Origin of the sequence: Roseococcus pinisoli, from assembly GCF_018413645.1 — a bacterium.
Lineage (GTDB): Bacteria > Pseudomonadota > Alphaproteobacteria > Acetobacterales > Acetobacteraceae > Roseococcus > Roseococcus pinisoli.
In genome coordinates, this window is record NZ_JAHCDA010000002.1 from 1,102,230 (window position 1) to 1,121,914 (window position 19,685).

The window sequence follows — 19,685 nt, forward strand, 5'->3', positions numbered from 1 at the left end:
CCCAGCATGGCGACGAAGTAGAGCGAATCCATGCCGTGTCTCCGTCATGCGGTGCGCCACCCAGGCTGCGGGGCGCGGGTCCCCGGCCAGGTGCTCGCGCGTGCAGCGGCAGGCGCCACCGCACGCCGCACCTGCGTCCAGGCCGCGCCGATCACCACCAGCAGCGTCCAGTAGAAGTCCCAGTAGCTCAGCGAGAGGAAGGTGCCGCTCACCAGATAGGCCACGATCGAGACCTGGCTCATGCGCGCCAGGTCATAGGCCCAGGAGAGCTCGGGCTTCCCACGCGTCGCGCCGATGAGCCGCTGCGCCCAGAAGAGGCCCATCAACGTCATGCCGAGCCAGACCGCGAAGGTGACGAAGCCCTGCTCGCCCAGCAGCTCGAACCAGATGCTGTGCACCGCGCGCGCCGGCCCGCCGGGCGCCACCCGATCCACGACCTCGCGGTTGTAGGGCCCCGTGAAGCCGGAGCCGACGAGCGGCCGCTCCAGCGCGAGCTTCCAGGAGATACCCCAGAGCACCAGGCGCTCCGTGGCCGAGCCGTCCTCCTGATACTCGGTGATGCTGTTCATGCGGTCCATCCACTGGGGCGGCATGAAGGTGATCGCGCCCGTCAGCGCCACGGCCAGCATGGCCGCGGAGAGGATCTTGGAGTCGCTGCGCCACCACAGCACCGCCACCACCGCACCGAGGCCGAGGAGCGCTCCGCGCGAGTAGCTGCTGACCACGGCCAGCAGCGTCAGCGCCATGGCGACGGCCAGGCCCACGCGGACGATGTGGTGCCGGGACTGGAGCCGCAGGTAGTTCATGAGCGGCAGCGTCACCAGCATCGCGGCGGCGAGGTGGTTGTTGTCGTTGATCATCGTCTGCGGCGGGCCCCAGACGCGATAGTTGCCGCCGGTCATGATGGCGAAGATGCCGCCGCGCACGCCGTAATAGCCGATGGCGATCACCATCGCCCAGACGACGCCATGGATGCGCCGCCGCTCGGTCAGCAGCGCCGAGGTCAGGATCAGGCCCAGGATCACCTTCATCACGGCATCGTGCTTGGCCCAGACCTCGGCCGGCACGCCGAGCGCCGTCACGGAGGTGACGGTGATGCAGGTCAGCAGCGCCAGCAGCAGCCAGGTCATCGCATCCACCCGCGGCCGCGTGATCTCGGTGGAAACCACCGCGCCGATCAGCGTCGCGGCGAAGATGGCAACCGCCCAGGGCAGCTCCATCGCCACGCCGTAGACCAGCCGGTGCGGATTCATGAAAGAGATCCAGCACCACAGCAGGATGCCCACGAAAGGCCGGAACACCGCCAGCGGCAGCAGCCCGGCCATGGTCAGGATGAAGACGGCGTCGCGCATCCGGGATCAGGGCTGCAGTTCGGCGCGCAGGCGCTCGGCCTGCGAGCGTTCCGGGAAGGTCGTATCCGTCGCGAGGACCGGCGTGAGCACGCGCAGCGCCTCCTGCCGCTCCCCGGCCTTCTGCAGCGCATAGGCCAGGCGATAGGCGGTACCGGCCCTGTCGCCGCCCTGCCGCAGCAGCGTGACGGCGAGGCCATGATCCGGGCCGCGCGCCAGGATCCAGCCCAGCGTGTCGGCCGTGTCCGGGTTGGGGGCCAGGTAGAAGGCCCGCTGGGCAAAGCCGCGCGCCTGCACCAACGAGTCGGGATCGCCGCGCTCGCCCAGGAGCCATGCCAGGTTGTTCAGCGCCATGGGATGCTCGGGCGCGATGGCGATCAGCTGCCGCAGCCGCGCCTCGGCCGCGGCGGTGCGGCCGGCCACGATGTCGAACTGCGCGAGGGCGTTCAGGACCTCTACATCGTCCGGCACCGCCTCCACCCTTGCCCGCAGCGCGGCGGCCGCCTGGTCCGGCTGGCCTGCCGCCTGCAAAGCGGCGGAGAGGCGCAGGGCCAGCGGCCCGCTGGGGCTCGAGGGCGTCAGGGCCGCGAAGGCCTGCGCCGCCTCGGCCGGCCGGTGCGCGGCCATCAGCACGTCGCCGCGCAGGGTCGCCGCCGCCGGCAGGGCATCGGCCTGGGAAGCGAGCTGCGTCGCCTCCGCCAGGGCCGCATCGACGCCCCGGTTCTCGGTGATCAGGCCCATGAGCGCCTGCTGGAGCATGGCATCACCCGGCGCTGCCCGCAGCCCTTCCCGCAGCAGGGCCTCGGCCTCCCGCGGATCGTTCGCGCGCATCCTCAGCCGCGCGAGCTGCACCCTGGCGCGCGCGGAGGAAGGATCCTCCGCCAGCGCCTCGCGGGCGGATTCCTCCGCCCGCGCCGCCTGGCCGGCGGCCGCCTGGATCTCCGACCGCGCCAGCGGGATGGCGGTGCCCCTCCCCTGGCGAAGGGCATCGCCCCCGAGTATCGCGATCGCGCGATCCGCCTGGCCGTTCCGGGCCAGCGCCTCGGCGGTGGTGATGGCGAGGGCCGGCTGCGCCGGGCTCGCTGCCTGCTCGGCGACCAGAGCCGTCAGGGCCGCCGGGCCGGCGGGGCCGGTCGTGAGCTCGGACATGCGGCGGATCGCCTCCGCATTGGCCGGATCCTGCCGTAGCACTTCCGCGACGAGGCGAATGGCCTCCTCGCCACGGTCCTGCAGCAGCGCGACCCTGGCCAGGCCGAGGCGTCCGATCTTGCTGGCGGGCGCCTGGCGGATGGCATTCTCGAATTCCGTGCGCGCGGCCGGAAGGTCGAGCCGCATCAGGCTGAGCGTGCCGGCGAGCGAAGACGCCACCTCGCCGCGCCTCGTATCGGCCGGCAGGCCGGCAAGCTCGGTTTCCGCCGTCGCCAGATCGCCGCGCGACATCGCCGTCGCCACCAGCATCTCGCGCGCGCCGGGCAGTGCGGGGCCGTGCTTCAGCGCCTCCCTCACCGCATTCTGCGCCCCTTCGGCATCGCCGACGGCGAGCCGCGCGATGCCGAGGCGCGTCAGCAGGGTCGGGTTCTCCGGCGCTATGGACACCGCCTTCTCCAGCGCCTGCACGGCCTCCGCCGACCGGCCCACGGTGGAATAGGCGCGGCCCAGCAGCTCATAGAGCTCGGGGTCGCGCGGCTCGCGCTGCGTGGCCCGCGCCAGGACGGCCACGGCCTCCTCGGGCCGGCCCCCATCCAGCGCCATGCTGCCGAGCAGCCGTGCGCCGCGCGGATCGTCGGGGAAGCGCGCCACATGCCGGCGGGCGGCATCCTCGGCCTGGGCGGTCTGGCCGAGGCCGCGCTTGGCCATCGCCTGCATCAGCAGACCGTCCGGGAAGGCCGCGACCTGCGGGCCCAGGCGCTGCAGCGTGGCATCGGCGGCGCGCCAGTTCTGCTGCAGGCTGAAGGCCATGGCGCGCAGATAGACGGCCATGGCGTTGTTGGGCACGGAGGCCGAGACGGCGTCGATATCGGGTGCCGCGCGGTCGACCTGGCCCATCCGCAGCAGCACCTCGGCGCGGCGCAGGCGCGCCGTCACCTCGCCGGGCGCGGTGGAGACGATGCGGCCGAAATTCTCGAGGGCGCCCGTGGGATCGTTCCGCTCGAGCTGGAGCTGCGCCTTGATCAGCAGGGCCTCGCGGGCATTGGGATGCGCGGCCAGGGTGCGATCGATGCGCGCCTCGGCCGCGGCCTTGTCGCCCTCAGTCATCGCCAGGGAGGCAGCGGCCACGCCCGCCTCCATGCTCGCGCCGTTGAGCCGTTCCGCCGTGGCCACCGAGGCGCGGGCGCCTTCGACGTCGCCGGAGCCGATCTGCGCCAACGCGCGCCCGGCCGCCACCTGCAGGGCCACGGCCGGTGGAAGGTCCGGCGCGGGTTCCGGGAATTCCGAGAGCACGTCGCGGAAGCGGCCCTGGCTCAGCAGCACGCGCATCAGCAGCGCCGTGCCGGCCGCGCGGTCGTAGCCATTGGCCAGCGCCGCGCGCGCCTCGCGCTCGGCCGTGTCGACATCGCCGATATCCAGGCTCGCCGAGGCGAGCCCGGCCCGGATCGCGCCGACCGTGGGCTCGGCGCGCACGGCGTTTCGCCATTCGATCTGCGCCGCGCGCAGCTCGCCCCGGGCCTGGGCGAGCACGGCGCGGTCCCTCGCGGGATTGGCCATGGCCGGCGACGTCGCGGCCATGGCGGCAGCGACGACCAGGGAAAGCATCACGGGCTGGCGGATCATGATCGCCTCCGGTCAGGATTTGGGGGGTTTGGGTTCGAGAGGCTTGTCGTCCGCCGGCTCACGCTCCGGCGTCAGCCCGTGGGTCGCGAGCAGGCCGTAGAGCGTCGGACGGCTGATCCCGAGCACGCGCGCCGCGTTCGAGAGGCTGCCGTGGCTGCGCGCCAGGGCACGGGAGATGGTTTCCCGCTCGGCCCGGGCGCGGGCGGCGCGGATGTCCAGGTTCTCCGCCTCACCGCCGGAGCCGGGCGCGAGCTCGAGATCGGCCGCGGTGATGAGCGGTCCCGCGGCCATGAGCACGGCGCGCTGGACGCGGTTGCCCAGCTCGCGGACATTGCCCGGCCACTGGTATTCCAGCATGGCGTCGAGGGCCGCATCCTCGAAGCCGCGCAGGCGCCGCTGGAATTCATGGGCATAGCGGGCGAGGAACCATCGCCCGAGCAGCGGGATGTCGCCGCTGCGCTCCCGGAGCGGCGGCACGCGCACCGTCATGGGATTGAGGCGGAAGAGCAGGTCGCCGCGGAACTTCCCGGCCCCCGCCTGCGCCTCGAGCGGCTGGTTGGTCGCGGAGACGACGCGCACATCGACCCGGACGGGCACGCGCCCGCCCACCCGCTCGAAGGTCTGGTCCTGGAGGAAGCGAAGCAGCTTGGCCTGCAGGCCCTGCGGCAGGTCGCCGACCTCGTCGAGGAAGAGCGTGCCGCCATGGGCCTGCTCCACGCGCCCCGTCGTCTGCTTCACGGCGCCCGTGAAGGCGCCGCGCTCATGGCCGAAGAGCTCGCTTTCCAGGAGCGCCTCGGGGATCGCCGCGCAGTTGATGGCGATGAAGGGCCGGGCGGCGCGCGGCCCCATGTCGTGCAGCGCCCGGGCCAGCGCCTCCTTGCCCGTGCCACTCTCGCCCAGCAGCAGGACGGGCGCGTTGACCGTGGCCAGGCGCTCGACCATGCGGCAGACCCGCAGCATGCCCTCATCGGCCGTGATGATATTGGCGATGGGGCTCGGCCGGGGCGCCGCGGCCAGGCGCTGGTTCTCGTCCTCGAGCTCGCGCAGGCGCAGCGCGCGGTCAAGGATGGTGCGCAGCACGTCGAGGTCGACGGGCTTCTCGCAGAAGTCATAGGCGCCGACGCGCAGCGCGCGCAGCATGTTCTCGCGGTCGCCCTGGCCGCTCGCCACCACCACCGGCATGTTCGCCGAGAGGGCACGCAGCATCGCCAGCGTCGCGAAGCCCTCGGACACGCCCTCGGGATCCGGCGGAAGGCCGAGATCCACCAGGGCGATGGCGGGCTGCTCGCGCCGCGCCGTCGTCTCCGCCTGCCGGCGGTCATGCGCCAGGAGCACGCGGTAGTTGGGGAAGGCCCAGCGATACTGGGCGCAGAGGCCCAGATCGTCCTCGACCACGAGGAGCTTCGGCTTGCTCATGCCGCCACCTCACGCACCAGCTCGGCTGCCGGCAGGCAGGGCAAGGTGACGCGCATGGTCGTTCCCCTGCCCGGCGCCGTGATCACGTCGATGTCGCCGCCCGCGCCGCGCAGCAGGTCGCGCGCCTGCCAGGCGCCGATGCCGTTGCCGCCCGCGCGGCCGGAGGAAAGCGGCCGGAACAGCGTGTCCCGCACGAATTCGGCGGACATGCCGGGCCCGCGGTCGGTGATGTCGAGCACGAGGCGCGCCTCCTCCTGCCTCAGGGTCACCCACACCGGCACGTCGGGGGGCGAGGCCTCGGCCGCATTGTCGAGAAGATGACGCAGTGCCGCGTCGAAGCGCCCGGCCGCGATCGGGACCCGGCATTCCGCGGCGCCCTGATCGCGGATCTCGACGGCATGGCCGATGTTCCGGGCGATGGTGCGCAGCCGGTCGAGCGGCGCGACGCGCGCGAGGCTCTCCTCCGCCTCCGGGTTCCGCAGGCGCGCCACCAACGTGGCGATGCGCGCCGCGGCCGCGCCGACCGTGGTCAGCAGGTCGGCCTGGAACTCCGGGTCGTCCATGTGATGTTCGGCATTGGCGTGCAGCATGGAAAGCTGGTGCGCCACGGTCTTCACGTCATGCGCCACGAAGGCGAAGCGGCGCGCATAGTCCTGCAGGTCGCGCTGATCGCGAAGGCGCTCGGCGGCCCGGCGCTCGGCCAGGAACATCGCGACCGCGCGGCCGACGGCGCGCAGCAGGTCGAAGACCTCGCCGTCGAGCGCGAAGGCCGCGCGCGGCGGCGCCAGCAGCACGACGCCCATCAGGCCGTCCAGGTGATGATAGAGCGGCACGGCCAGCCAGAGCGGGCCGATACCCTCCGCCACCTCGACCGGCACCTCGGTCGCGATGCGCTCGCCCTCGCCCAGGGCGGCGAGCAGCGCCTGGTCGGCGGCGGGGCTGAGGTCGACCTTCGGCATGTTCCAGGCGCCCGCCCAGCTCAGCCGGCCATTCTCCGGATCGCGCAGGAAAAGCAGCCCGGCCGGGCTGTCCACGGGATCGGCGATGGCGATCACCGCGCGGCGCTGCGGATCCTCGGCATGGCCGGAGAGGGTGCGGATGCAGCGCAGCCACTCGCGGCGATAGTCGAAGCGCGCGGTGAAGAAATGATCCACCACCCGCGCCCGCAGCCAGGACCGAGCGGAGCGCGAGCCGGCCGCCACGGCGAGGACCATGACGCCGCCGGCCAGCAGGCTCGCCTGGGCCGCGCGGGTCCAGTCCGCGCCCAGATGGCGCAGCACCTCGCCCGCGGCGCCGACGCCGAGCAGGAAGGTGCCGGCGAGGATGAAGGTGGTGCCGTGGAAGACCGCCTGACGCGAGACGGGCGGGTCGCGGCGCCAGCGCCGGTCGCGCGCCGCCGCGACGACGAGGAGCGGCATGGCCAGTGCGGCCACGGCCGCACGGCCGTCGAGCAGCGCCGGGGAATAGCCCCGCGACAGCGCGGCATCCGCATGCAGCAGGACGTCGAAGGCGGAGACGAGGCCGAGCGCGATGCAGGGCATCACCACATGCCAGCGGGTTCCCTCCTCGGCATTGCGCCAGAGGTTCTCGGCCACGACCAGCACCAGCAGCGCGAGGCCGAGGCGGGCGAGCAGGCCGGGCGAGCCCAGCGTGGGGAAGCTCGGCGTGCCCGGCAGCAGCGCCACCAGGGCCAGGACTGTCAGCAGCGCCGCCGCGGCGGAAAAGCGCCACATCAGGGCCGAGGACCATCCATTGCCGAAGCGGCGCGCCAGCCAGAGCAGTACCGCGCACCAGACGGCGCTGCGCAGCACCTCGAGCACCGCGGCCGTGCCGGAGAGCGGCTCGGAAGGCGCGAGGGCGACGGCGGCGGCCCAGGCGGCGGTGGCCAGGCAGGCCAGCGCGAGCACGAGGGCGGTGCTCCCCCTCCCCACCACCAGGATCAGGACGATCCAGGCCAGGCAGATGGCGGCGCTGCCCGCATGCAGGATGGGAGAGGCGGTGGCGATCATGTCGCCCGCCATGAACCCGAAAGGCGGCGGATCATCGCGCGCCTTCCTGGAAGAGCACCACGCGCACGGTGGCGAGCAGGATCAGCAGGTCCAGGAAGAAGCTGCGGCGGCGGATGTAATAGAGGTCGTAGGAGAGCTTCATCCGCGCATCCTCGACCGAGGCGCCATAGGGGTAGTTCACCTGCGCCCAGCCCGTGATGCCGGGGCGAACCACCGCGCGGTCGTGATAATGCGGGATGACCTGGCCCAGCTGCTCGACGAAGCGCGGGCGCTCCGGCCGCGGGCCGATGAAGGACATGTCGCCGCGCAGAACGTTCATCACCTGCGGGATCTCGTCGATCCGGCAGAGCCGCAGGAAGTAGCCCACCCGTGTCACGCGGGAATCGCCCTGCGTGGCCCAGACGGGGGCGCCCTTCACCTCGGCATTGGGCACCATGCTGCGGAACTTCAGCAGGTTGAACCGGCGGTTCCCCAGGCCCACGCGCTCCTGCCGGTAGAAGATGGGGCCGGGCCCGTCGAGGCGGATGGCCAGCATGGTCACCAGCAGCAAAGGCAGCGTCAGCGTCAGCAGGGCGAGCGAGAGGAGGATGTCGAAGGCGCGGCGCAGCCCCCGGCTCCAGAGGGATTCGCGCAGGGCATTGGCCGAGGCGAGCCAGCCGTCCGGCAGCCGCTCGATGTCGATGCGGTTCAGGCCCTTCTCGCTGAACTCGCTCTCGGTGAAGACCTGCAGCCCCTCGACGCCGCAGCGCCGGCGCGTGGCGGGCGCCAGCGGCGCCTGGACCGCGGCGACGACGGCCCAGATGCGCCAGGCGCGCAGGCGGCCGCGCTCCACCGCCTCGATCAGCGCCTCGCCGGCCGGCAGGGCCAGCGTCACCTCGAAGGGGCGGTAATGCTTCTGCAGCGCCTCGGGATCCGCCGCGCGGCCGACGAGGGCGACGCGGGGAAGCGGGAACTGAAACAGGCCGAAGGCGAATCGGAGCAGGGCCATGGACGCCAGGCTGCCGAGAAGCGCCGCGCTCATGAGCGGCAGGAAGCTATGCGGAGGGAAGCCGAAGGGCAGCACGCCGAGGAACCCCGCGACCAGGAGGGCCAGCAGGCCGCATCCCGTCACGCCCCGCGCGACCGAGGGGAAAAAGCCCTGCAGCGCCACCGGCCGGTACAGGCCGATCGCGCCGGCGGCGAAGCCCGCCAGGAGGGACACGAGCACGGCGAAACCGGCGGCGGCGGCGATGCTCGGCCCCGTCTCGTCGAAGGGCAGCACCCCCATCACGAGGGCGAAGACGGCCAGCGCGATGGCGGCGGTCTCGGCCAGGTAGAGGGCCAGCATCTCCGACCGGACCGTGTGATTGAACAGGCTCGTCATGTTTTTCGTCCCCGCCGCGGCCCACCAGCTGCGATCGACATTCAATCCACAAGGACGGTTTTCAGCAATGAAATTGTCGTGTTCACTAAGGTAATGCACAATAAATAACGTGTAAAAGCTTTACATTTGATAACTAATTTCCTGTAATAATTGAATTTAGTGATAACTAATTGAATTATAAGCTGTAAAATTTTCACTTAATACCACATAGTATTGCATTGCCATGGTCTAGTATTTTGTGGATATTTGAATGGCCGCATGGGTCTTGGACCGGAAGCGGCCCCGCGTTCAAGACGAGGAAGAAAAGATGACCATGAGCTGGCGAAAGGGTGCTGCCGCCCTGCCCTTGTTGGCGATGCTCGCGGCCTGCGACACGCCAAGGCAGCTTGGCCCGGTTTCCGCCGAAGCCGGCCAGCAGGCCCCGAATTATCTCCTGGGCCCCGGGGATACGCTGACCGTCTTCGTCTACCGCTCGCCCGAACTGAGCGCCGCCGACCTGCCGATCCGCCCCGACGGTCGGATCTCGCTGCCGCTCATCCCCGATATCCAGGCCGCGGGACGCACGCCGACCGACCTGGCCCGGGACATCGAGGGCAAGCTTCGCCAATACGTCCGCGAGCCCAACGTCACCATCATGGTGCGGACCTTCATCGGCCCCGCCGACCAGCAGATCCGCGTGATCGGCGAGGCGTCGCAGCCCATGGGCCTGCCCTATCGCGAGGGCATGACCGTCATGGACGTCATGATCGGCGCCCGCGGCCTCACCCGCTATGCCGCCGGCAACCGGGCGGAGATCATCCGCCGTGACGTCTCGACCGGCCAAAGGGAGGTCATCCGCGTCCGCCTGAACGACCTGCTGCGGGGTGGCGACATCTCCCAGGATCTGGCTATGCGGCCGGGCGACACGCTCGTGATCCCGCAGGGCTGGTTCTGACGCATGTCACCGATCGCACTCGCGCGGCGAGCCATCGCCGCGGGCGCCCGCCACCGCTGGCGCGCCCTTGCCCTGGCCTGGCTGGTCTGCCTCGCCGGATGGACGGTCGTGGCGAACCTGCCGAGCCGCTACGCGGCGACCACCCGCGTCTACGCCGATGCCGATGCGATCCTGGGCCTGCTGCTGCGTGGCATCGCGATCGACAGCTCCCCCGCCGGGCAGGTGGAGATCCTGCAGCGCACGCTGCTCAGCCGCCCCAATCTCGAGAAGATCATCAGCCGCACCGGCCTCGATCAGCGGGCGCCTGACGATCTGTCGCGCGAGAAGCTGATGAACGACCTGGCGCGCGACATCCGCATCACGACGCAGACGCGCAACCTCTTCACCATCGACTATCGCGATTCCGACCCGCGCGTCGCCCAGGAGGTGGTGCAGACGGCGCTGAACCTCTTCATGGAGGCCGCGACGCTGACGGACCGCCAGCAGATGGAGAATGCGCGCTCCTTCGTGAACCAGCAGATCGCCTCCTACGAGGTGCAGCTGCGGCAAGCGGAGCGGCGGCGCGCCGCCTTCCAGGCCCGCTACATCGACGTCCTGCCTTCCGAGGCGCTGGGCGGCATCACGCGCCTGGAGGCAGCCCGTTCGCGCCTGGCTCAGGTCCAGGGCGAGCTGCAGGACCAGCGCCGGCGGCTCGAGCTCACGCGCCAGCAGCTGGAAGCCATGCCGGCCGCCGCGCCCGTGATCGCGGGCGGCGGGGGCGGCGGATCGCGCCTCGCCGAGGCGGAGCGCTCCCTTTCCGAGCTGCGCCTGCGCTACACCGACGCGCATCCCGACGTCGTGGCCGCGCGCCGCATCGTCGGCTCCCTGCGCTCCTCCGGGGGCGGCGGCGGCACGGGTCCGGCGCGCGAGGTCTCGCGGGTCAATCCGGCCTATGAGCAGATGCGCCTGCGCCTGATCGACGTGGAGGCGCAGATCGCCTCGCTCGAGCGCCAGGAGCGCGAGGGCCAGGCCGAGGTGGTACGCCTGGACAACATGGCGCGCAGCGAGCCCGAGGTGCAGGCCCAGTTCCTCAACCTCGACCGCGACTACTCCGTCCTGCGCCGCAACTACGAGGAGCTTCTCGCCCGGCGCGAATCGCTCCAGCTCGGCGGCGCGGCGCGCAGCAGCTCGGACCGCGTGCGGCTGGAGGTGGTCGATCCGCCTTCCGTGCTGGCGCAGCCCGTCTCGCCGGATCGCCGGCTGCTCGCGGCGGGCGTGCTCGTCATCGGCCTCGGCGCGGGGGCGGCCCTGGCCTTCCTGCTGTCCCAGTTCGACCGGACTTTCTACACCGTCCAGGATCTCCGCCGCCTCGGACCCACGGTGCTGGGCGCCTTCTCGGCCCCGCCGCGGCGCGGTGTCCTCCTCGGTCGACTGGGCTTTGCGAGCGGCATCGCCATGCTGCTCCTCGCCTTCGGCGTGACCGTCGCCGGCGGTCCCCTCCACGTGGCGAGGATGTTCATATGACGACCGGTTCGGTTAACCGCGCCCACCTCGTGGAGCGCGCGCTCGAAGCCATGGGCGCGTCCCCGCTGCCGGCCCCCCTCGGCCCGCCGGCGCCGCCCGCCGCCGAGCGCCAGCCGGCGGAACCGGCCGAGCGCCCCGTCTATGCGCCCGCCGCTCGCCCCCTGGCAGAGCCGCGCCCGGCCATTCCGATGGCCGCGCTGCGGGAAGCCGGCCTGGCCTTCACGGTCGAGGCGAAGGCGCGCTCCAAGTTCATGGAGGAGCTGGCGCTCGTGCAGCACCAGCTGTTCCGCGCGCTGGAGCCCGCGGTCGGCGAGGCGCGGGCGGCCGCGCGCCGCCAGATCATCATGGTCACCAGCGCCCGGCGCGGCGAGGGCAAGAGCTTCACCTCGCTCAACATCGCGGCGAGCATGGCGAGCACCACCGCCCGCCCGGTCCTGCTGGTCGACGTGGACGGGGGCGCGTCGTCGCTCACGGCCCGCCTTGGCCTGACGGCGGAGCGGGGGCTGATGACCCTCGCCCGGGAGAAGGATTTCTCCCGCGAACTGCCGCTCAGGCCGACCGCGATCGAGCGCCTCTCCTTCCTTCCGCATGGCAGCGCGACGGTGGCCGAGGCGCGGGCGGCGAATTCCGACACGCTCGCCCTGGCCATCCGCTCGCTGGCCTCGGCCCTGCCCCGCCACGTGCTGGTGCTCGACACGCCGCCGGCGCTGGCCACGAGCGATGCGCAGTCCCTGGCGGCCGTCGCGGGCCAGGTCGTCATGGTCGTGCAGGCGGAATCGACCCAACGCGACGAAGTCGAGGCGGCGCTTGATCTTGTCGACAATTGCCCTCTTCTTCAACTTCTTCTGAATCGCACACGACTCACGACAAATGATAGCTTTGGCGCTCATGGGGATTACGGAGCGACCGAGCATGCGTGAAGCCTTGCAGGACCTTTCACCGTTCCGGCACCGATTTCTGGGGGCGGTATCGGTTCTCTTCGTGGGTGCATCCCCTGCCTTCGCCGAGCCGCCTCCCCTTCCTTCGGATGTCGGCCCGGGCTCGCTGCCCACCACCCGCGCGGCAGCAGCGGCGGCGCTGGCCGAGGAGGGTGGGATACCCGCCCCTTCAACCCTGTCGCCGGCCGTGAGGCTCGGCGCCTTCGGCTTGCCGACCGGCGGCCCGCCGGCCGAGGGGCCGCCCCCGGCCGATGCGGAGCCCACCCGCCGCTGGACCATCTCGCCCAGCCTCGGCGTGCAGGTGATGGGCACCGACAACGTCTTCCAGACGGCGCAGAACCGGCGCTCGGACATGATCACGACGATCATGCCCTCGCTCATCCTGGGCGCCGACACCTCGCGCCTGCAGGGCGTGCTGAACTATTCGCCGAACATCCAGATCTACGCGAATACGCGCGGCCAGAACCGCATGGACCAGCGCTTCAACGGCCAGGGCCTCGCCACGCTGGTGCCGGGCCTGCTGTTCCTCGACGTCCGCGGCGCCTCCGCCGTCCAGACGCTGACCGGCGGCATCGCGCCGGAATCGACGCTGGTGACCGACCGGCGGAACACGCTGCAGACGACGAGCTTCCAGATCTCGCCCTACATCATGCATCGCTTCGGCGACCTGGCGACGGTCCGCGCCGGCTATGCCTTCCAGTACGTCGACCAGAAGACCGACTCGCAGTCGGGCCAGTTCACGCTGACGCCCGGCGGCCTGCCGACCTTCCAGAACCAGAACTTCACCGCGCACGAGGTCTATGCCGTGGCGCGCAGCGGGCCCGACCTCGGCCGCCTCGCCCTCGAAGCCCGGGTGGACAGCACCTCCTATATCGGCACGGGCGTGCTGGACGGCGCCTATCGGCGCAATGCGGCGATCCAGGCGCGCTACGCCATCGTCCGCGGCTTCTCTGCCCTCGTCGAGGGCGGCTACGAGCAGCAGCGCTATGGCGGCGTGCCGGGCGTGCACATCAGCGGCCCCATCTATTCCGTCGGCTTCCGGCTCGACTTCTCCGACGAGAGCCGGATCATCGCGAAATACGGCCGGCACGACGGCTTCGACTCCGCCTCGCTGGACGCCTCCCTTGCCCTGGGCGGAAGGACGCGCCTCTCCGCCAGCTACAATGAGCGCCTATCCACCTCGGCCGGGCTGGCGGGAGACCTCCTGGCCACGACCTCGCTCGACGCGCTGGGCAATCCGATCGATCTCGCCACCGGCCTGCCCGTGGTGCAGCCCTTCGCCAATTCCTTTCTCGGCGCGCAGACGAGCCTGATGCGCGTCCGCTCCGCCGCCGCCGCGCTGGTGCAGAACTGGCCGCGCGACACCATCGCGCTGACCTTCAACTACGAGAAGCGCGACCCGATCTCCGCGGTGCCCGGCACGGCCAGCTTCCAGCAGACCGGCACCTCGGGCGCGGTCTCCTGGTCGCACGCGCTGACCGAACGGACAACGGCCTTCGCCTATCTCCAATATGGCGAGTTCACCAACGGCATTCTCGGCAAGGGCGACTTGGTGACCGCCAGCCTCACCTTCACGCACCAGCTGCAGCCGCGGCTCACGGGCACGCTGCAATTCGCCACCAGCAGCCGCAGCGACGAACGCAGTACCGGCCGCGCGACGCAGAACCTCGTTCTCGTCGGCCTCCGGCAGAGCTTCTAGGGGAATCGTCATGATGCTCACGGATTTCTACGGGCTGCGGGAGCATCCATTCCAGATGACGCCCGACGCGCGCCTGTTCTATCCGAGCACCGTGCATTCCCGCGCCTATGCGCATCTCACCTACGGCATCGCGCAGCGCGAGGGCTTCGTGGTCGTCACGGGCGAGGTCGGCGCGGGGAAGACCACCCTCGTCGACCGTCTTTGCTCCGAGCTCGATCCCGTGGGCTTCGCCGTCGCGCGGATCAGCACCACCCAGGTGGCCGGCGACGACCTGCTCCGCCTCGCCGCCGCCGCCTTCGGCACCGAGGCGGATGGCAACAAGGCGGCCGTGCTGCGGGGCATCTCCGCCGCGCTGCGCGCGGGCGACCGGCGCTTCCTCCTCATCGTCGACGAGGCGCAGGGCCTGAAGATCGACGCGCTGGAGGAGCTGCGCATGCTCTCCAACGTGACCGAGGGCGGGCAGGCGCCGATGCAGACCATCCTGCTCGGCCAGCCACAGCTCCGGGCCATGCTCGCCAGCCCCGACCTCGAGCAGCTGCGGCAGCGCGTGCTGGCCAGCTACCACCTCGGCGCGCTCTCGCGCGAGGAGACGCACGCCTATGTGAAGCACCGCATGCGGGCCGTGGGCTGGCAGGAGAACCCGCGCTGGGAGGACCGCGCGCTCGACCTCATCCACCGCCACACGGATGGCCTGCCGCGCCGGATCAACCGCCTCTGCTCGCGCGTGCTGCTGAGCGGCATGCTGGAGAAGTCCGACGTGCTGAGCGCTTCCATGGTCGAGGCGACGGCGCTCGAACTCGAGGAGGATCTGGGCCCGACCATGCTGCGGACGGCCCGCGGCGGAGCTTCCGCCGATTACGACGCCGCCCTGCGCGACGTCCAGCAGCGCCTCGCGACGCTCGAGCGGAATGCCGGGCAAAGGGAACGCCTTTTCAATCGCCTCGCGGAGATATTCTTCGACGGCGTGAGGGACCGACCATGAAATCCATCGCGATCGCCCCCGAGGTCGCACAGCACCGCACCCGCTCCCGCAACGCCATGTCCGTGGATGTGGAGGACTGGTTCCAGGTGCAGGGCTTCGCCGACGTCATTCCGCGCGAGGAGTGGGATTTCCTCGACTGTCGCGTGGAAGCCAATACGGATGCGGTGCTGCACCACTTCGAGGAAGCCGGCATCCGCGCCACCTTCTTCACCCTCGGCTGGGTCGCCGAGCGCTATCCGCGCCTGATCCGCCGCATCGTCGAGGCCGGCCATGAGCTCGCCAGCCACGGCTACGGGCACCAGCGGGTGGACCAGATCGGCCCCACGGCCTTCCGCGAGGATATCCGCCGCGCGCGCACGATCCTGGAGGATGCCGGCGGGGTGCGGGTCTCGGGCTATCGCGCGCCGACCTTCTCGATCGGCCCCGCGACGCCCTGGGCGCATGGCATCCTGGCCGAGGAGGGCTACCGCTATTCCTCCTCCGTCTTCCCGGTGCGGCACGATCTCTACGGCTCGCCCGACACGCCGCGGGTCGCGCACCGGCCGAGGCCGGAGGGCGTGGTCGAGCTGCCGATGACCACCTGCCGCGCCTTCGGCCGCAACCTGCCCTGCTCGGGCGGGGGATGGTTCCGGCTTGCGCCCTACCGGCTCTTCCGCGCGGGGCTGCGCCACGTGAACGACATCGAGGGCCGGGCCGGCATCTTCTACTTTCACCCCTGGGAGATCGACGCGGCCCAACCGCGCGTCTGGCACGCCAACCGCCTTTCGCGCTTCCGGCACTACACCGGTGTCGCCAGCATGCCGCCGCGGCTGGCCCGCCTGCTGAGCGACTTCTCCTGGGGTGCCATGGAGGATGTCTTCGCCGACGAGATCAGCCAGGCGCCCGCCCCCGCCGGCCACCGCGCCATGGTGAACTGAGCATGGGCGCCGAGGCGAAGATCCAGCCGGCCCTTCCGACGCGGGCGAGCCGGCCCGTGCGCGTCCTGCCCCTCGACGACCACAGCGTCGCCGGCACGGAGGACGCCTGGGAGAGCTTCGTGCGGGCGACGCCGGAAGCGACCTTCTTCCATCGCCCGGCCTGGCGCCGCGTCATCGAGCAGGCTTTCGGCCATGCGACGCATTATGCCTTCGCCGAGCAGGACGGCGCGATCACCGGCATCCTGCCGCTGGCGCGGATGCGCACGCGCCTCTTCGGCGATGCGCTGATCTCCACGCCCTTCTGCGTCTATGGCGGGCCGGTGGCGACGACGCCCGAGGCGGCGCAGGCGCTCGAGGATCACGCCCGCGCGCTGATGCGCGAGACGGGCGTGCCGCTCCTGGAATTCCGCCGCCGGGACCAGGCGGATGTGGGCTGGCCTGAGCGCCCGCCGCTCCACTACACCTTCCGCCGCGCCATCACCGGCGAGGCCGAGGCCGACATGAAGGCCATCCCGCGGAAGCAGCGGGCGATGGTGCGCAAGGGCATCCAGAACGGCCTGACCAGCGTCTCGAACAGCGACACCGACGTGCTGCATCAGGTCTATGCCGAGATGGTGCATGCGCTGGGCACGCCCGTCTTCCCGCGCCGCTATTTCCGCCTGTTGGCCGAGGCCTTCCCCGAGGCGCACGACGTCACGACCGTGCTGCATGAGGGGCGCCCGGTCGCCTCCGTGCTCAACTTCCATTTCCGCGACGAGGTGCTGCCCTATTACGGCGGCGGCGGTCGGGCGGCGCGCGGACTCGCGGCCAACGACTTCCTCTACTGGGAGGTGATGCGCCGCGCGGGCGCCGAGCGCGGCGCGCGGCTCTTCGATTTCGGCCGCAGCAAGAGCGGAACCGGCGCCTTCGACTTCAAGCGCAACTGGGGCTTCACGCCCGAGCCGCTGCATTACTGCTACCAGCTCCGCGAAGGCGCGAAGCTGACGGAGAACAATCCCTCCAACCCCAAGTACAAGATGATGATCGCGGCCTGGCGACGGCTGCCCATCCGCCTCGCCAACGCGTTGGGCCCCTTCATCGTCCGGGGGCTCGGCTGATGGGCGGGCGGCTGCTCTTCCTGTGCCATCGCATCCCCTTCCCGCCCGATAAGGGCGACAAGATCCGCGCCTGGCACATGCTCGAGCATCTCGCGCAAAGCTGGGAGGTCGATCTCGGCTGCCTCGTCGACGACCGGGCCGATTTCGACCATGTGCCGGCGCTGAAGCGCAGCTGTGCCACCGTCGAGGCGCGCTGGACCGGCTCGCGCGCCGGGGCGGCGATACGCGCCGTGCGGCAACTCCGGCCCGGCCGCCCCCTCAGCCTCGGCTGGTTCCACGAGCCGGGGCTCCGCGCCTGGACGGAAGACCAGCTCGCCCGCGGGCGCCACGACGCGGTCTTCGTCTATTCCTCCTCCATGGCGCCCTATCTCATGGGCGCCGGCCGCCCCGGCCTGCGCCGCATCCTCGACATGGTGGATGTGGATTCCGAAAAGTGGCGCGCCTATGCCGATGCCGGGCGCGCGCCGATGCGGCAGGTCTGGGCGCGGGAGGCACGCACGCTGCTGGCCTTCGAGCGCGCGGCCGCCGCCGACTTCGATTGCAGCCTCTTCGTCTCGGAAGCCGAGGCCGCGCATTTCGCCGCCCTCGCCCCCGAATGCGCGGGGCGGGTGGACCATGTCGACAACGGCGTCGCGCTCGGCCGCTTCGATCCGGCACGGCGCACGGACCGGCCCTTCTCCGGCCGCGCGCCCACCATCGTCTTCACCGGGACGATGGACTACCGCCCGAACATCGAGGCCGTCTCCTGGTTCGCCCGCGAGGTGATGCCGATGCTGTCCGAGGCGGAGTTCCACATCGTCGGCGCCAATCCGACGGCCGCCGTGCGGGCGCTGGCGCAGCAGCGCGGCGTCCACGTCACGGGGACGGTGCCCGACGTGCGGCCCTATCTGGCCCATGCCGCGGTGGTGGTCGCGCCGCTGCGCATCGCCCGCGGCATCCAGAACAAGGTGCTGGAGGCCATGGCCATGGCCCGCCCCGTCGTCGCCTCGCCCGAGGCCTTCGAGGGCGTGCGCGCCCGCGCGGGTCGGGACATCCTGGTGGCCGAAGGCGCCCTCGAGACCGCCCGTCGCATCCGCGAGGTGCTGGACGGGGAGCATCCCGACCTCGGCGCCGCGGGACGTGCCGCCGTCATGGCCGGGCACGACTGGCGGGCGACGCTGCAACGGCTGGACCACGTCCTGGAATCCGCCGAGGCGCGTGATCGCATGCCGGCGTGAGCACCGCCCGCCCGACCGCCACCCTCGTCCCGGACTTCTCCGGATGGGAGACGGCGCTCGCCGCCATGGCGATCGGGCTGGGCGCGCTGGGCGTGCTGTTCTGGCCCGAGGTCGCGGCCGCGGTCTCCACCTGGGACCGCTCCAGCGCCTATGGGCATTGCTGGCTGATCCTGCCCATCGCCGCCTGGCTGGCCTGGAGCCGGCGCCACCGGCTGGCAGGGCTGTCGCCGGAACCCCTGCCCCTCGCCGGCCTCCTGGCGATCGGCGGCGCGGCGGCCTGGTTCGTGGCCGAGCGTCTGGGCATCATGGAGGGGCGGCAATTCGCGGCACTCGGCCTCGTCTGGGTGCTGGTGCTCGCCACCCTCGGCTGGCGGGTGAGCTGGGCGATGGCCGCACCGCTGGGCTACCTCGTCTTCCTGGTCCCCTTCGGCGAATTCGCGACCCCCTGGCTGCAGGACATCACGCTCGACATGATCCTGTTCGGGCTCCGGATCTTCGGCATCCCGCATCATGCCGACGGGCTCACCATCGACATCCCGGCCGGCACCTTCCTGGTGGCCGAGGCCTGCGCGGGGCTGCGCTTCCTCATCGCGGCGATGGCTTTCGGCACGCTCTATGCCCTGTGCATGTTCCGCAGCCCCTGGCGGCGGCTCATGGTGATGCTGCTGGCGGTCGTCGTGCCGGTGATCGCCAACGGGATCCGCGCGCTCGCGATCGTGCTGATGGGCCACTACATGGGCAGCGCCGAGGCGGCCGCGGCCGACCACGTGATCTACGGCTGGGGCTTCTTCTCCCTCGTCATGGTCCTCCTCATCGTCGCGGGCCTGCCCTTCCGGCAGGATGCCGAGCCCGCCGTGCCGGCCTCCGTTCAGCCGATCCGGCCCGCCGCGCCGCCCCGCCTCGCCGCGGCGCTGGTGATCGCGGTCGGCCTTGCCGCCCTCGGGCCGGTCGCCGCCCGGGCGCTCGACGCCTCCGTCCCGCCGCCGGTGGCCGAGACGATCCGCCTCGCCGCGCCGGCGGGCTGCGAGGCCGGCGGCGAGGCGCTGCTTTGCCCAGGTGCGAGCTTATCGGCGTCGGTGATCGCCTTTGCCCCGGGCACGAACTGGTCGGCCGTCGCCAATGCGCGTCGTCAGGCCGCGGGCGCGGATGACGAGGCGCTGATCTTCGACGTCGTCACGCCGGCGGCACGCTGGCAGGTCCGGCAGGGTCAGCTCGTGCCGGGGGCGGTGGCCATGGCCGCCTGGCTCGACGGCGCGCCGGCCGGCAACGGCGTGAGCACCCGGGCCCGGCAGGCCTGGAATTCCCTGCGCGGCCACGGCGGCAAGCCGGTGCTGGCGATCGTGAGCCTCGTGCCGAACGGCCCGCTGGATCCCGCCCGCATGCGCCTGCTGATGCAGGCGGTTCTGGGCGCGCAGCACGACGGCCTGGTGCAGCGCGCGGCCCACCTGTCGGCTTTTTGAACCTCGGCTGTCGGCCGAGTTTACACCGC

General features: G+C 71.5%; 14 protein-coding genes. 9 read left to right on the plus strand and 5 right to left on the minus strand.

Annotation, left to right across the window (positions count from 1 at the left end):
- Positions 1 to 44: 44 nt before the first annotated feature.
- From KHU32_RS13880 to KHU32_RS13900, 5 genes are read right to left on the minus strand one after another with little or no spacing between them, the layout of a single operon-like run.
- Positions 45 to 1,352, minus strand: a complete 1,308-nt coding sequence (locus KHU32_RS13880) for a putative O-glycosylation ligase, exosortase A system-associated (protein WP_213670673.1) — start codon at positions 1,350 to 1,352, stop codon at positions 45 to 47.
- Positions 1,353 to 1,358: 6 nt separating this feature from the next.
- Positions 1,359 to 4,121: an XrtA/PEP-CTERM system TPR-repeat protein PrsT gene (gene prsT, locus KHU32_RS13885; protein WP_213670674.1), complete on the minus strand. Its 2,763-nt coding sequence runs from the start codon at positions 4,119 to 4,121 to the stop codon at positions 1,359 to 1,361.
- Between the two features lie 12 nt (positions 4,122 to 4,133).
- Positions 4,134 to 5,537 (minus strand): PEP-CTERM-box response regulator transcription factor, encoded by a 1,404-nt coding sequence (gene prsR, locus KHU32_RS13890; protein ID WP_213670675.1) that lies wholly within the window; start codon positions 5,535 to 5,537, stop codon positions 4,134 to 4,136.
- A complete protein-coding gene (gene prsK, locus KHU32_RS13895) occupies positions 5,534 to 7,546 on the minus strand; it encodes an XrtA/PEP-CTERM system histidine kinase PrsK (protein ID WP_213670676.1) in 2,013 nt (670 codons plus the stop codon). Before prsK ends, prsR begins: the two co-directional genes overlap by 4 nt.
- 31 nt (positions 7,547 to 7,577) lie before the next feature.
- Positions 7,578 to 8,909, minus strand: a complete 1,332-nt coding sequence (locus tag KHU32_RS13900) for an exopolysaccharide biosynthesis polyprenyl glycosylphosphotransferase (RefSeq protein WP_213670677.1) — start codon at positions 8,907 to 8,909, stop codon at positions 7,578 to 7,580.
- 313 nt (positions 8,910 to 9,222) lie between these two features.
- Here KHU32_RS13900 and KHU32_RS13905 point away from each other — a divergent pair, with 313 nt between their 5' ends.
- From KHU32_RS13905 to xrtA, 9 genes are read left to right on the plus strand one after another with little or no spacing between them, the layout of a single operon-like run.
- Positions 9,223 to 9,843 carry an XrtA/PEP-CTERM system exopolysaccharide export protein gene (locus KHU32_RS13905; protein WP_249681028.1) on the plus strand — a complete coding sequence of 207 codons (621 nt, stop codon included), beginning with the start codon at positions 9,223 to 9,225 and terminating at the stop codon, positions 9,841 to 9,843.
- A gap of 3 nt (positions 9,844 to 9,846) precedes the next feature.
- The gene (locus tag KHU32_RS13910) at positions 9,847 to 11,346 is read left to right on the plus strand and encodes an XrtA system polysaccharide chain length determinant (protein ID WP_213670679.1); all 1,500 of its coding nucleotides are present in this window, start codon (positions 9,847 to 9,849) and stop codon (positions 11,344 to 11,346) included.
- The gene (locus tag KHU32_RS13915) at positions 11,343 to 12,266 is read left to right on the plus strand and encodes an AAA family ATPase (RefSeq protein WP_213670680.1); all 924 of its coding nucleotides are present in this window, start codon (positions 11,343 to 11,345) and stop codon (positions 12,264 to 12,266) included. The genes KHU32_RS13910 and KHU32_RS13915 overlap by 4 nt, the downstream gene beginning before the upstream one ends.
- On the plus strand, positions 12,259 to 13,983 hold the full coding sequence (locus tag KHU32_RS13920; protein ID WP_213670681.1) for a TIGR03016 family PEP-CTERM system-associated outer membrane protein: 1,725 nt from the start codon (positions 12,259 to 12,261) through the stop codon (positions 13,981 to 13,983). Before KHU32_RS13915 ends, KHU32_RS13920 begins: the two co-directional genes overlap by 8 nt.
- 10 nt (positions 13,984 to 13,993) lie before the next feature.
- Positions 13,994 to 14,965, plus strand: a complete 972-nt coding sequence (locus KHU32_RS13925; RefSeq protein WP_249681029.1) for an AAA family ATPase — start codon at positions 13,994 to 13,996, stop codon at positions 14,963 to 14,965.
- Positions 14,962 to 15,882 (plus strand): XrtA system polysaccharide deacetylase, encoded by a 921-nt coding sequence (locus KHU32_RS13930; RefSeq protein WP_213670682.1) that lies wholly within the window; start codon positions 14,962 to 14,964, stop codon positions 15,880 to 15,882. Before KHU32_RS13925 ends, KHU32_RS13930 begins: the two co-directional genes overlap by 4 nt.
- A 2-nt stretch (positions 15,883 to 15,884) precedes the next feature.
- Positions 15,885 to 16,979 (plus strand): FemAB family XrtA/PEP-CTERM system-associated protein, encoded by a 1,095-nt coding sequence (locus KHU32_RS13935; RefSeq protein WP_213670683.1) that lies wholly within the window; start codon positions 15,885 to 15,887, stop codon positions 16,977 to 16,979.
- A complete protein-coding gene (locus KHU32_RS13940) occupies positions 16,979 to 18,196 on the plus strand; it encodes a TIGR03087 family PEP-CTERM/XrtA system glycosyltransferase (protein ID WP_213670684.1) in 1,218 nt (405 codons plus the stop codon). The genes KHU32_RS13935 and KHU32_RS13940 overlap by 1 nt, the downstream gene beginning before the upstream one ends.
- A complete protein-coding gene (gene xrtA / locus KHU32_RS13945; protein WP_213670685.1) occupies positions 18,193 to 19,656 on the plus strand; it encodes an exosortase A in 1,464 nt (487 codons plus the stop codon). The genes KHU32_RS13940 and xrtA overlap by 4 nt, the downstream gene beginning before the upstream one ends.
- The last annotated feature ends 29 nt before the right edge of the window (positions 19,657 to 19,685 follow it).